The organism is Mammaliicoccus vitulinus, from assembly GCF_029024305.1.
GTDB classification, from domain to species: Bacteria; Bacillota; Bacilli; order Staphylococcales; family Staphylococcaceae; genus Mammaliicoccus; species Mammaliicoccus vitulinus.
In genome coordinates, this window is sequence record NZ_CP118974.1 from 790,300 (window position 1) to 804,233 (window position 13,934).

16 protein-coding genes are annotated in these 13,934 nt (G+C 30.9%); 14 read left to right on the forward strand and 2 right to left on the reverse strand.

The features are described 5' to 3' along the window. The first annotated feature begins 243 nt into the window (after positions 1-243). A complete protein-coding gene (locus tag PYW35_RS03885; protein WP_103323206.1) occupies positions 244-807 on the forward strand; it encodes a GNAT family N-acetyltransferase in 564 nt (187 codons plus the stop codon). Positions 808-833: 26 nt separating this feature from the next. Here PYW35_RS03885 and PYW35_RS03890 read toward each other — a convergent pair whose 3' ends face one another. Next, positions 834-1,358, reverse strand: coding sequence for a methylated-DNA--[protein]-cysteine S-methyltransferase (locus PYW35_RS03890; protein WP_103323207.1), 525 nt, complete (start codon positions 1,356-1,358; stop codon positions 834-836). Between the two features lie 118 nt (positions 1,359-1,476). On the opposite strand from PYW35_RS03890, the gene PYW35_RS03895 reads away from it, so the two are divergent. Then, positions 1,477-2,283: a MetQ/NlpA family ABC transporter substrate-binding protein gene (locus PYW35_RS03895; RefSeq protein ID WP_103323208.1), complete on the forward strand. Its 807-nt coding sequence runs from the start codon at positions 1,477-1,479 to the stop codon at positions 2,281-2,283. 65 nt (positions 2,284-2,348) lie between these two features. Here the strand turns inward: PYW35_RS03895 and PYW35_RS03900 are convergent, their stop codons facing one another. Continuing rightward, positions 2,349-2,525 carry a hypothetical protein gene (locus tag PYW35_RS03900; protein WP_016912259.1) on the reverse strand — a complete coding sequence of 59 codons (177 nt, stop codon included), beginning with the start codon at positions 2,523-2,525 and terminating at the stop codon, positions 2,349-2,351. A gap of 165 nt (positions 2,526-2,690) precedes the next feature. Here PYW35_RS03900 and PYW35_RS03905 point away from each other — a divergent pair, with 165 nt between their 5' ends. The 12 genes from PYW35_RS03905 (at position 2,691) to PYW35_RS03960 (ending at position 13,587) form a co-directional block, all read left to right on the forward strand. After that, positions 2,691-3,974 (forward strand): aminotransferase class I/II-fold pyridoxal phosphate-dependent enzyme, encoded by a 1,284-nt coding sequence (locus PYW35_RS03905; RefSeq protein WP_103323454.1) that lies wholly within the window; start codon positions 2,691-2,693, stop codon positions 3,972-3,974. A 165-nt stretch (positions 3,975-4,139) separates the two neighbouring features. Next, positions 4,140-4,517: a PSM export ABC transporter transcriptional regulator PmtR gene (gene pmtR, locus PYW35_RS03910; RefSeq protein WP_016912257.1), complete on the forward strand. Its 378-nt coding sequence runs from the start codon at positions 4,140-4,142 to the stop codon at positions 4,515-4,517. 1 nt (position 4,518) lies between these two features. Further along, positions 4,519-5,394 (forward strand): phenol-soluble modulin export ABC transporter ATP-binding protein PmtA, encoded by an 876-nt coding sequence (pmtA, locus tag PYW35_RS03915; protein ID WP_204107802.1) that lies wholly within the window; start codon positions 4,519-4,521, stop codon positions 5,392-5,394. Further along, positions 5,395-6,051 (forward strand): ABC-2 transporter permease, encoded by a 657-nt coding sequence (locus tag PYW35_RS03920; protein ID WP_103323323.1) that lies wholly within the window; start codon positions 5,395-5,397, stop codon positions 6,049-6,051. Further along, on the forward strand, positions 6,048-6,713 hold the full coding sequence (pmtB, locus tag PYW35_RS03925) for a phenol-soluble modulin export ABC transporter permease subunit PmtB (protein ID WP_103323322.1): 666 nt from the start codon (positions 6,048-6,050) through the stop codon (positions 6,711-6,713). Before PYW35_RS03920 ends, pmtB begins: the two co-directional genes overlap by 4 nt. 17 nt (positions 6,714-6,730) lie before the next feature. Continuing rightward, positions 6,731-7,600 carry a phenol-soluble modulin export ABC transporter ATP-binding protein PmtC gene (gene pmtC / locus PYW35_RS03930; protein WP_103323321.1) on the forward strand — a complete coding sequence of 290 codons (870 nt, stop codon included), beginning with the start codon at positions 6,731-6,733 and terminating at the stop codon, positions 7,598-7,600. Next, complete coding sequence (locus tag PYW35_RS03935; protein ID WP_103323320.1) at positions 7,600-8,328, forward strand: ABC transporter permease subunit; 729 nt, start codon at positions 7,600-7,602, stop codon at positions 8,326-8,328. Before pmtC ends, PYW35_RS03935 begins: the two co-directional genes overlap by 1 nt. 62 nt (positions 8,329-8,390) lie before the next feature. Next, positions 8,391-8,594 carry a hypothetical protein gene (locus PYW35_RS03940; RefSeq protein WP_016912251.1) on the forward strand — a complete coding sequence of 68 codons (204 nt, stop codon included), beginning with the start codon at positions 8,391-8,393 and terminating at the stop codon, positions 8,592-8,594. Positions 8,595-8,641: 47 nt separating this feature from the next. Beyond that, positions 8,642-9,832 carry an amidohydrolase gene (locus PYW35_RS03945; protein ID WP_103323140.1) on the forward strand — a complete coding sequence of 397 codons (1,191 nt, stop codon included), beginning with the start codon at positions 8,642-8,644 and terminating at the stop codon, positions 9,830-9,832. A gap of 131 nt (positions 9,833-9,963) precedes the next feature. After that, positions 9,964-10,671 (forward strand): GntR family transcriptional regulator, encoded by a 708-nt coding sequence (locus PYW35_RS03950; RefSeq protein WP_103323139.1) that lies wholly within the window; start codon positions 9,964-9,966, stop codon positions 10,669-10,671. Positions 10,672-10,680: 9 nt separating this feature from the next. Continuing rightward, positions 10,681-12,216, forward strand: a complete 1,536-nt coding sequence (gene gntK / locus PYW35_RS03955) for a gluconokinase (protein WP_016912248.1) — start codon at positions 10,681-10,683, stop codon at positions 12,214-12,216. A gap of 12 nt (positions 12,217-12,228) precedes the next feature. Next, positions 12,229-13,587, forward strand: a complete 1,359-nt coding sequence (locus PYW35_RS03960; RefSeq protein ID WP_103323138.1) for a gluconate:H+ symporter — start codon at positions 12,229-12,231, stop codon at positions 13,585-13,587. The last annotated feature ends 347 nt before the right edge of the window (positions 13,588-13,934 follow it).

Consider the following 13,934-nt stretch of genomic DNA (forward strand, 5'->3'; position numbering starts at 1 on the left):
TTAAGTACATGTTGTATGTTGCAAGACTGGTTAAACAAGCAACATAGAACGTCTGAATGTTGCAAGACTGACTAAACAAGCAACATAGAAGTTCTGAATGTTGCAAGACTGGTTAAACAAGCAACATAGAACGTCTGAATGTTGCAAGACTAACTAAACAAGCAACATAGAAGCACTTTATATTCATGATATATGATGAATTTATGATAAAATAGACATAATTTGTAATAAAGGGGAATAAGTATGATTAGACCTGCTCAAAAGCATGATGCAAAAAAGTTAAGTGAGTTAATGTATATTATTTGGCATGATATGGAATTACCTATCGTTGTTAATAATGATAAAGATACTGTATTAAAAGTTATTGAACAAAGTATGGTTGAGGGTAATTATAGAAATCATTTCAAACATATTCATATATTTGAAGTTGAAGGTGAATTGGCTGGATTTATTAATTGTTATGCTGGTGATGATGAACTCCAACTTGAAAAGAATTGGCATGATATTCAATTTGATCAATCTTTCATATTAGAGGGTACACCTTTATCTGAACAAGAAGCGGAAAGTGGCGATCTGTATATTGAATCTATTGCAGTATTTTCGAAATTTAGAGGGAGAGGCATTGCATCTAAATTGATAGATTATACTTTTGATCATGCAAAATCATTAGGCTTTAATCAAGTTTCTTTAAACTGTGAAGTGGATAATGAAGGGGCGATGAAATTATATCAAAAGCTTGGTTTTGAACCTTCACATGATAAAGTTTTAAGTGGTCACGATTATAAATATATGGTTAAAGCTGTATAATATAGGCAATAAAACAACACGCGATGTTAAATACATTGCGTGTTGTTTTTATTGTTTTCTATTTCAAGCAGTAATTCTTTTCTTTCTATACCACTTGAATAACCTCCTATTGAACCATCTGCTGCTATGACTCTATGACAAGGCACAAGTATGGTTAGAAAGTTTCTACCATTTGCATTTGCTACTGCACGAAATGCAGTTGGTTGTCCTATATTTTCAGCAAGTTGTTTATAAGATATTGTTTCTCCATAAGGAATTTCACATAGTGCGCGCCATACTTTTTGTTGGAATGGGGTACCGAAATTGAACATTATCGGCGTTGAAAAAGAGTTTAACTTTCCGTTGAAATATTTATTTAATTCTAGTTCAAGGTTATCTAAAATGTCATTGCTAGTTAAAAGAATTTCAGTGTTAAGTTGTTGTTTAACAATTTGTAACTCATCTTTAATAGTAGGTTTATTAATAAAATGTAGCATTAATAAATGCGTTTCGTTAGCAATTGCTAACATATCTCCAGCTTTTGTTTGTATAACTTTTTGATATAGGGTCATGTTTATCACTCCTATCGAAATTTTAACATATTAAATCCGTATTGACTTTATAACTTCAAGTGATATTATAATTATAAAATAGATTGGAATAATCGGGAATAAGAAGGGACAAATTAATATGAAGAAAAATATATTATTATTATTGACGCTAGTCTTATCGATTGTGTTAGCAGCATGTGGGAATGAGGATAAAGATAAAAAAGAAATAACTGTAGCCACTTCTCCAGGACCTTATAGTGAATTGTTCTTAAAAGGGATTAAACCTGAATTAGAAGATAAAGGATATACGGTAAAAGATAAAGACTTCACTGAGTTATTACAAGCTGATGTTGCATTACAAGAAGGTAGTGTAGATGTGAATGTTGATCAGCATAAGGCATACATGGATACTTTTAATAAGGAAAGAGATGCAAAATTAACGAACATCACTAAAATTCCAACGGTACCAGCTCAAATTTTCTCAAATAAAAACAAAGACATTAAAAGCATTAAATCTGGAGATACAATAGCAATACCACAAGATCCTTCTAATACTGCGAGAGCATATAGATTATTAGAAAAAGCAGGTTGGATTAAATTAGATGCGGATAAAGATGATATTACAATTACTAAAAAAGATATTTCTGAAAATCCAAAAAACTTAAAAATAAAAACAATGGATTTAGCAAATATACCTAGAATTTTAGACGAAGTAGATTATGCGGTAATACCAGGTTCAATTGTTTATGCTTCAAAAGTAGATCCATCTAAAGGATTATTAAAAGAAGATTTAGTAGATGACTTATACCTACAAGTAGTCGTGAATGTTGAGAATAAAGATGAGCAATGGGTAAAAGATATTAAAGAAGCATATCAATCAGAAAGATTTAAAAAAGTATTAGATAAAGAAAATAAAGATGATTATTGGAAAATACCTAAACAATAAAACGTAAACGCAATAAAGTGAAATATTAATAAAATAAGCTGAAATCGAATATATTCGATTTCAGCTTATTTCTTTTTATTTGCTTTTTTACGGTCACTGTTACGATTTATAAAGGCTGCAATTAAAAATAAAATTGAGGCTAAAGTAAATTGAATACCGGGTTGACCACTAATTTGGAGACCTAAGCCGATTATTAAAGAGGCTATAGCTAATCCTACTAGTGCTTTTGTAATTGTAGACATAATATATACTCCTTTTCTTAAATTTTATTATATCAATTTTATATTGTAATCCAAAATAATGAGTCTATATGAAAATAAATGATGAAATTAAGTAAACACACTTTTAATTTTCATAATTCTCGTCTAGTATAGAAGTATCATAACAATGAAAGAGGATGACTTTCTATGAACCCACTAGCTTTAGAATTAAATGAACAATTGAAAAAAGAATATCCAGTACTATTAGATATGCTTTCTGATTTAGGTAAATCAATTTATTATCCAAAAGGTATTTTATCACAATCTGGGGAAGCAAAAGGCACTAAATATAATGCTACTATTGGTATGGCTACAACAGATGAAGGTATTATGTATACAGATGCATTATATAACCAGTTTGGAGATCAAGATCCAAGTGATATTTTCCCATACTCTCCGCCTCAAGGTGACGAGCGTTTACGTACGCTTTGGGAAAAGAAAATTTTAAATGATAATCCGGATTTGAGTGCTCATAATATTTCTAAACCAGTTGTAACGAATGCTTTGACACATGGTTTATCATTAGCTGGAGACTTATTTGTGGATGCGCAAGATACAATTTTGTTACCTGAACATAATTGGGGTAACTATAAATTAGCATTCGGTGTAAGACACAGTGCTAACATAGAAACTTATCAAGCTTTTAAAGAAGATGGAAGCTTTACATTAGAATATTTCAAACGTGCGCTAGAGAATTATAATAAAGAAAAAGTCGTATTAGTATTGAATTTCCCTAATAATCCAACAGGTTATACACCAGTTGTTGAAGAAGTAGAGGAAATGGTTGAAGCGATTAAAAATTTAGCTGACAAAGGCACACAAGTTATCACTTTAGTAGATGATGCTTATTATGGATTGTTCTTTGAAGATGTTTATAAACAATCTGTGTTTACAGCATTAACAGAGCTAGACCATGACCATGTTATGCCAGTTAAAATTGATGGCGCGACTAAAGAGTATTTTGCTTGGGGATTCCGCGTAGGATTTTTAACATTTGGAAGCAAGAACGAGACAGTGAAAGATGTCTTAGTAGCTAAATTAAAAGGATTAATTAGAAGTAATTTATCTAGTTGTTCATTACCTAGCCAAACTGCGATTATTCATGCAATGGAAGATCCTTCATTCCAATCACAAGTAGATCAAAATATTAATATTTTGAAAGAGAGATATGAAGTAACGAAAGAAGTTGCATATCGTGATGAGTATAAAGAACTATGGACACCTTACGCATTTAATTCAGGTTACTTTATGGCTATAAAAGTAAACGATGTAGATCCAGAAGAATTGAGATTACATTTAATTAATAAATATAGTATTGGCATTATTGCTTTAAACAAAACAGATATCCGTATTGCATTTAGTTGTATTGAAAAAAGAGATATCGAACATGTATTTGAATCGATTGCAGATGCAATTAAAGACTTAAAATAATCATTAAAATAGAGTGTATATAACATAACGTTATATACACTCTATTTTTTTATGTTTACAAACATTGTTATATCAATGTTAAATGGGTATTTTAATTGGTTTATTGACAACTGTGTATATAGTGTATATACTGTTTATACACACATTGAAAGAGGGAGGTTTAACATGAAGATTCTTTTACAAAATAATAGCAATCGGCCAATATATGAGCAAATTAAAGAACAAATTAAAGCTCATATCCTTCAAGGTAAGATAGAACCTGGTGCTTCATTGCCTTCCATGAGAGAGCTAGCAAGCGATTTAGGGGTAAGTTTAATTACGACTAAACGAGCTTATGTTGATTTAGAACAAGAACAATTCGTCACAACGATTAGAGGAAAAGGGACGTTTGTTAAATCACAAGATCCATCTATTATGAAAGAAAAGCAGTTCATCGTTATTGAAGATTTAGCTAAAGAGTTAACTAAACAAGCTAAATTGATAGGAATGGATGCTAAAGAAATAAATGAAATCATTACTTTGATTTATGAGGAAGGTGAATAAAATGGATAATGCAATAGACGTTAAAAATTTAAAGTATCGTACTAAAAATCTAAACCTAGAAGATGTTAGTTTCGAAGTAAAAAAAGGTTATGTTACGGGCTTTATAGGTGCTAATGGTTCTGGTAAGACTACGACAATTCGCATTCTAATGGGCTTACTTAAAGAACAAAGTGGCGATTTAAAAATACTCGGAGAACATTTAGCAGCTAATCCAGTTGAAATTAAAAACAAAATTGGTTTTGTCTACTCCGAACTATATATGTATGAAAATTGGAACATCAAAACAATAGAATCAGTCGTAAGTAAATATTATAAAAATTGGGATCATGAAAAATTTAAAAATTACATTCATCAATTTCAATTATCTTATAAACAAAAGATTAAACAATTTTCTACAGGAATGAAGATGAAACTTTCTTTAGCTATTGCATTAAGTCATCATGCAGAACTGTATATATTAGACGAACCAACGTCAGGATTAGATCCAGTAGTTAGAAATGAAGTTCTAGAAATTTTACAAAAAGAATTAATTAATGAAGAAAAAACAATCTTTTTCTCAACACATATTATTTCAGATTTAGAAAAAATTGCTGATTATATTGTTTACTTAAAAAACGGTTCAATCGTTATTAATGAAAGTGTAGAATATCTAACGGAAAATTATAAAATTGTTAAAGGTGACCAATCTATACTAGATGATGAATTAAGGGAATTGTTAATAAGTGTAAAAGAAACGAAAACTGGCTTTTCAGGATTAACGAAAGAAAGCTCAGTATTTGTTGAATTATTTGGAAATGAAATTGTTGTCGAAACACCTTCTATTGAAGATATCATGGTGAGGATTGAAAAAGACCAATTCGACAAGGAAGTGGTTTAAATGAAAGCAATTTTTTATCGGAATTTTCAGTATGAAAAAGGATACTACTTATTATATTTAACGTGTTTTATATTGACAACCTTTGCTAATTTTACAATTTCATATGAAAGTGCTGCAATTTTAAATTTTGTTCCTATATATTTTGTTGCAATTGTTTCAGTTCACTGTATTAATCAAGCAATATTATTAAATAAACAAAGCAGCCAAATTTTTTATAATAGTTTGCCAGTTTCTAAAATCGACATCGTAAAAGCACATTATTTATACAATTTAATGCTGACGGTCATTTCCTTTATAATGATCATTATTATAGCAATATTTAAACACGATACAATATTTTTACAAGCTGCGATATTTATTGTAGCTACTAATCTGTTTACATTAAGCATTGTATATCCAGTGGTTACTCATATTAATAATAATCAATTAGGCGCATGGATATTAATAGCTATGTACGGCATGTTTACAATGTTATATTTTGGTGTTTATTCGAATCGTTCATATCCATTTTCAGACGTTTTAGGTTGGAAAATATTTTTATATTTCACACCATCAATATTATTCACGTTTGCTGTGATTACTTGGATTATTCAGTTCAACAAAGCTATCCATAAAGCGAAGCAAGACAATGTCACGATTTATGGAGGTATATCATGAAAGCAATATTATATCGAAACTTAATTTTATTAAAACCATACTTATATACATTATTAGTCATTATTTTAATGTCATCGGTGTTAATTGTACTGCCAATGGAGAACTTTTTTAAAATCGCTATTTTAAGTATGTTAGTATTGACCCTTCATATTGTTTTCTTAGTTTCATCTTATTATCTTTTTATAAGGATTAATAAGAATCATTCAGAGTATACATTTTTAAGTTTACCTGTAAAACAGTCAACGGTGATCAACACACATTATTTAACGGCATTAATATTAATTTTATTAATACAAATTGCGCTAGGACTATTATCGGCAATCGCTTTATTATTTAAAGGAAGCGGAATAGAACTAACGTATGATGTTTATGGTATGTCTTTTAATATCGCAAGTAATTTGTTAACGATTAGTTTGATATTACCATTTGGAGAATATAAAAGATTGCTGAGAATTCCACTTATATTTTGGATGATTATAGTAGGTGCTATTATTCCAAATTTAGTTCAATATATCGATTATGTATTGAGTTGGTTCTCAATTCATACAACAGTATTTGCAAAACATGATATGGCGATTTATTTAAGTTTCTCTATTATTTTGTTTATAGTGGCTTATGTAATAGCAATTAGAAAAGCTCAAAAAAATACGATTACAATTTAAAAAAGAGGTGAAGCATTATGGAATTAAATCAAATACAGAAACATTACGGAAAACAACACGTATTAAAAAATATCGATTTTGAATTTGGTGAAAGCCAAATTGTTGGTTTAATCGGTAAAAATGGAGTTGGTAAAACAACATTAATGAAAATTATGAATGAGAATATCGTAAAATATGATGGTTCTTTTAAAAAAGAAAGTAATGCTAAAGTTGGCTATTTAATAGAAAACCCTAAACTATATTTGAATAAAACGGGTTATTATAATTTAAACTTTTTTAGAAATGTTTTAGGTACGCAAGTAGATGATCAATATATTAATCAACTAATAGAATCGTTTGGCATTAAGCCGTATATTCATAAAAAAGTTAAAAAGTATTCAATGGGTATGAAACAAAAGTTATCTATAGCAGTTGCTTTAATGAATAAACCACAGTATTTAATCTTAGATGAACCAACGAATGGTATGGATCCAGACGGTTCGATTGACGTCTTAAAAACTTTGGAACGCGTGAGTAAAGAATTAAATATTAAAGTCTTAATATCGAGTCATAAATTAGAAGATATCGAGCTCATATGTGATAGAACAGTATTTATGAAAGATGGCTCTATTGTTGAAGATTACAATATGAAAGATGAGTCAACAGATGTGACGAAGTTTACATTTGATCATAAAGACTATAATGAAGCACTTAATGTGTTAACAATGAACTATAAAGTCGTAACGAGCAATAAGCAAGAAGGCGTCATTTCTGTAGAGGCATTGCAAGATTATCAGAATGTACTAAAACATCTTAACGAAAAACAAGTTTATCCTAAGTTTATTAAAAATAATAAAACAACGCTTAGAGATCAATACTTTAATATCAATAAAGGAGTTGAAGCATAATGAATATTGGACAACTTGTGAAATATGACTTAACTAGAATATTTAGAAGTCCTTTAGGATATTTAGGTTTTTTAATTTCAATACTTCCTGGTCTAGGTATCATTCTTTCAGTTAAAACATTGGATGGACCTTTTACTGCTGAAGTTGTTATGGTAATGTTCTTCGTATTTGGTGGGCTCGTAATGCTTATGTTCGCTATAAGAACAATTGTACGTGACATGCAATACGGTACGATTCAATTGTTTTTAAATTCAAGAACAAATAGAATAAAGTATTTATATGCTAAGTTGATATCTGCGATTGGTATCGTAGTGATATTTACTATTTTGGGAACGCTCCTTATATTGTTATCTACTTCTATAATTGGTGCAGGAAATTTAAGTGCTTCTGATTTTCTAAAAATGTTCGGTGAATTCATTTTAATCATGCTATTTTATGTGACGTTATTAAATATATTAAATTTATTGACTGGTAAGTCAGCAATTGTTTATACGGCAACGATACTATGTATTATTTTCTTGCCTACTATATTTGATGCATTTATATTTATTCCAGAAATAGGTGAAGATTTAGCGAAAATGATGCAATATAACCCATTAGATTTCTTACCGAAAATTTTAAACCAAGGTTTGTTATCAATGAAGGCATCTCAAATTTGGATTTCAATTGCTTGTATAGCTATTTTTACAGCTATTAATCATTTCATTATAAGAAATAAGAATATATAATGGTTTATCCCTCATTTCTATGTTAAATTTAACATATTAGATATATGAATGAGGGATATTTTTTGGGTAAAAAATTTGTTAAATATTATATTATAATTGGGATACTGTGTATTATCGGGAGTTTCTTTTTCGAAGGTACACCTCAATCATTAATGATTGGTGCAGGATTAGGATTTTTCCTTACAGCAATTTTAGCTAAATTTGAAAAAGAAGATAAAGTAGATGAGCATCCAGACAAAACTAAAAACGAACAAGATAAAAAGTAACTGCTACGTTGTGTAGTAGTTACTTTTTATGAAATTGGGGTGAATATATGTTACGTAGTTTATTATTTAAAAAATTAGAACAAAAAGAACAGGATATGATTAATCATTATAAATATTTACATCAATATCCAGAGCCATCATTTAATGAAGCGAAAACGTCTCAATATATTGAATCTTTTTATAATGACAAAGATGTTGTCATACATAAACGTATTGGTGGTAATTATGGATTAATTGTAGAAATAGAAGGAAGCCTACCAGGTAGAACAATTGCGCTTAGAGCAGATTTCGATGCTTTAAATATTAGTGAAGATACCGGTTTATCATTTTCCTCTAAGCATGATGGATGGATGCATGCATGTGGTCACGATGCACATACTGCTTATTTAATGGTGCTTGCCGAGAGTTTAATAGAGTTAAAGGATCATTTGCCAGGAAAAGTAGTGATTATACATCAGCACGCTGAAGAATTAGCACCAGGCGGAGCAATTGATATGTTAAATTCGGGATACTTAAATGATGTTGATGAAATTTATGGCATACACTTATTTCCAGACTACACGCCAGACGTCATTTCATATAGAAAAGGTCCTACTATGGGAGGACGTTCATTATTCCATTTAAAAGTAATAGGTAAAGGTGGACATGGTTCTAGTCCACATTTAGCGAATGATGCGATCATGGCTGCAAGTACTTTTGTAACGAATGTACAAACTGTCGTTTCTAGAAGATTAAATCCGTTTGATATGGGTGTCGTTACAATTAGTTCGTTTAATGGTTTAGGATCTTTAAATGTTATTCAAGAGAGTGTTGAATTAGCTGGTGATGTAAGATATATGGAAAGTCGCATCGGTCATCAAATACATGATGAAATCGTGCAGTTAATAGAAGGATTAGAAGAAACATTTAATATTAAATGTGAGTTTAACTATGAATTAGATTGCATTCCTTTAATCAATCACTATAAGCAAACTGATTATTTAGTTGATATTTTAGCAACAAGTCAAGGAGATTATTTTGAATCATTAAAAGAACATGAGCAACTTACGAGTTCTGAAGACTTTGCGAGCTATTTGGAAAAAATTCCAGGAACATTTTTCTTTATAGGTTGCAAACCCTATGGTGTTGATGAAGCTTTTTATAACCATAGCCCTAAATTTATCGTTAATGAAGATGCTTTATTAACAGCAAGTAAAGCATTAGGGGAAGTAGTTCTAAATAGATTATCTATAGAATAGTATGAGCATGACACACTAACAAAGCGTTAGTGTGTTTTTTTATAAAAAATTTAACAGAAACCGTTTACAAAACTTCAGAAAACGTTTACAATAACTTGTATACAAGTATACGGAAGGTTTGGAGGTATTTTATGAAGCATCATTATCATTATCCAAGTGACTGGTTAAAACATCGTTCAACAGGAGAGCAAGTGGCGAGTGAACTGAGGTTAGCTATTATAAGTAAAGAAATAGCAGAAGGTGAAAAATTAAGCGAAAACAAAATTGCTCAACAGTTTGAAGTCAGTCGATCGCCAGTTAGAGATGCACTTAAATTACTTCAACAAGATGGACTCATTTCTCTTGAGAGAATGGGAGCTATCGTCACTGGTTTATCAAATACAAATCAAACAGAAATATACGATATAAGATTGATGCTAGAGTCATTCGTCTTTGAAAGACTGCAACTAGAAAATAATATCGAAGTTATTAAACAACTCAATAAAATCTTGAAAATGATGACAGTAGCAGTTGAATTTAAAGATGCGGATGAATTTACAAGATTAGATTTACAATTTCATGAATCGATGATTACAGCAATTAATCATCAATATATTGAAATAATATGGTACAACTTAACGCCAGTGATGGAATGTTTAATTCTAGTATCGATGAGACAAAGAATGCAGAATGAACCAGAAGATTTCGAAAGAGTTATTCATAATCATCAAGTCTATATTGAAGCTATAGAAACGAAAGATAGAAATAAGATGAAAGAAGCTTTCCACTTAAACTTTGATGATGTAGATGAACAAATAGATGTGCTATGGAATTCACAAACAAATATAGAAAGAAAGTAGGATTTTATAATGAAATACATGATTGGTATAGATATCGGTACGACGAGTACTAAAGCTGTTATATATGATGAAGCAGGAAACTTTTTAAATAAACATAGTATAGAATATCCAATGTCTACACCTGAAATTGGAGTTGCTGAAGAGAATCCAGCAGAGATTTTTGATGCAGTGCTATTTACAGTAAAAAAAGTTATTAGAGAAACGGGTGCAGAGGCAAAAGATATTAAATTGTTAAGTTTTAGTAGCGCAATGCACAGTTTAATCGCTATGGATAAAGACAATCAACCTTTAACGGAATGTATAACATGGGCTGATAATAGAGCAAGAGAATATGCAGATATGATTAATGAGCAACATAATGGTATAGAAATTTATAAAAGAACCGGTACACCTATACATCCGATGTCACCACTATCAAAAATTTATTGGTTAAAACATGAGCATGAAGATATATACAACCAAACTAAAAAATGGATTGATATTAAATCTTATGTATTCTATCAGTTATTTGAAGAGTACGTGATGGATCATTCTATAGGTTCTGCAACAGGTATGATGAATTTAGAATCATTAAGTTGGGATAAAGAAGTCATGTCTTTACTTGGTATTGATGAATCTAAATTACCTAATCTCGTATCTACTACGCATATTATGAAAAATATTAACAAAAAATATGCAGATTTTATGGGCATAAGTGAAAATACACCAATCGTTATAGGTGCTTCTGATGGTGTCCTTTCCAACCTAGGCGTAAATAGTTATCGAGAAGGTGAAGTTGCCGTAACAATCGGTACAAGTGGTGCGATTAGAACAATTATCGACAAACCAAAGACAGATGATAAAGGTAGAATATTTTGTTACGTATTAACGGAAGATCATTATTGTATCGGCGGACCGGTCAATAACGGCGGAGTTGTCTTAAGATGGTTAAGAGATGAGTTGTTAGCAAGTGAAGTAGAAACGGCTAAACGTTTAGGTGTGGATTCTTATGACGTATTAACTAAAATTGCGAGCAGAGTTAAACCTGGTGCTAACGGCTTAATATTCCATCCTTATCTAGCCGGGGAACGTGCACCATTATGGAATGCAAATGCGAGAGGTAGTTATTTCGGTTTAACGTTATCTCATAAAAAAGAACATATGATTCGTGCAGCATTAGAAGGCGTTCTTCTTAACTTATATACAGTATACCTTGCTTTAGTTGAAGTGATGGATAAATCACCAGAACAAATTAAGGCGACTGGGGGATTTGCTAAAAGTGAAGTCTGGAGACAGATGATGGCAGATATTTTTGATACTTCAGTTGAAGTACCTGAAAGTTATGAAAGTTCTTGCTTAGGTGCTTGTGTATTAGGGTTAAAAGCATTAGGGGAAATAGAAGATTTTGAAGTATTAAATGATATGGTAGGTAAAACGTATCAACACGAACCAAATCAAGAAAATGTTGATATTTATCAATCACTTATACCAATTTATATCAATTTAAGTCGTAAATTAACTGAAGAATACGATTTAATTTCAGAATTTCAAGCAACACATTCATAAGGAGATGTTAATATGTTTACAGAAATTGCACCATTATTAATAGTAGCAGTAGCGATTGTATTATTATTAGGTTTAATTATGTGGTTAAAACTTAACACTTTTGTATCGTTAATTATTACGGCAATCGTAACAGGTATTATGTTAGGAATGCCATTGAGTAAAGTTATTGCCACAATTGAAACAGGTATGGGATCTACGCTTGGTCATATCGCTTTAATATTTGGTTTAGGGGCGATGTTAGGTAAGTTATTAGCAGATGGTGGTGGTGCAACGAGAATTGCTCACACACTTATTGATAAATTTGGTCAAAAGCGTATTCAATGGGCAGTTGTCACGGCATCATTTATTATCGGTATCGCTTTATTCTTTGAAGTAGGATTAGTCTTATTAATTCCAATCGTATTTACAATAGCTAAAGAATCAAAAGTATCTACATTATTCTTAGGTATTCCTATGACAGCAGCATTATCAGTCACACATGGCTTTTTACCACCACATCCAGGTCCGGTAATGATTGCTAAAGAATATGGAGCAGACATTGGTCAAGTACTATTATTCGGGTTTATTGTAGCGATACCCGTTACAATTATTGCTGGTCCAATCTTTACTAAATTCGCTAGGAAAGTTATCCCAGAAGCATTTTCGAAATCAGGAGATTTAGCTTCTCTAGGAAAACAAAAATCATTTAAAATAGAAGATACACCTGGTTTTGCAATTTCAGCATTAACAGCTTTATTACCAGTATTTATCATGCTTATTTCAACTGTTGTAGATTTATTAACAGGTTCACCAGAGAATCCATCAGGCATTTTAGGATTTATTAGTTTCTTAGGTGAAGCGGGTACGGCAATGTTAATTTCAGTCTTGTTTGCCATCTATTCAATGGGTGTTAAAAGAGGACATAAAATTACAGAGGTAATGGACACGTTAACAAACGCTATTTATCCAATTGGTATGATGTTATTGATCATTGGTGGTGGCGGTGCCTTCAAACAAATCTTAATAGATGGTGGTGTAGGTAAAACTGTAGAAGAATTATTTACGGGAACAGCAATGTCACCAATATTACTTGCTTGGATTGTTGCAGCAGTATTAAGATTGGCACTTGGTTCTGCAACTGTTGCTGCTATTTCAACTGTAGGTATTGTAATGCCTCTATTAGAAGCATCAGATGTTAACCTTGCTTTAGTTGTTTTAGCAACAGGTGCAGGTAGTGTTATTGCATCTCACGTAAACGATGCTGGTTTCTGGATGTTTAAAGAATATTTTGGCTTAACAATGAAAGAAACATTCTTATCATGGACACTATTAGAAACAGTTATTTCAGTATCAGGTATCATTTTCATACTATTCATTAGTTTGTTTGTATAAAAGGAAAGAATAATGAAAGAGAATCTGGGATATCATTCTCTTTCTCAAAATAAATCACCCAATCCGTGAGATACACTTTTGGATTGGGTGATTTTTATATTGCTGATTTAGTAAAGTACATGCTTGCCTAGGGGTATGAGCAAATAGTATTTCTAGTTCGTTGAAAAACACCGTTCTAGCAATAATACAAAGTTGAATTCAACAATGTCTTTAACAGTTAGGCATTCCTAACTGTTAAAATAACTGGTTATAAATACACTTAAGAAATTAAACATTTGAGTTAAGAAGGAATACACAAAAAATCCTACAGTGCTGATATACTTTAGTCATAGATAACACATCACGAA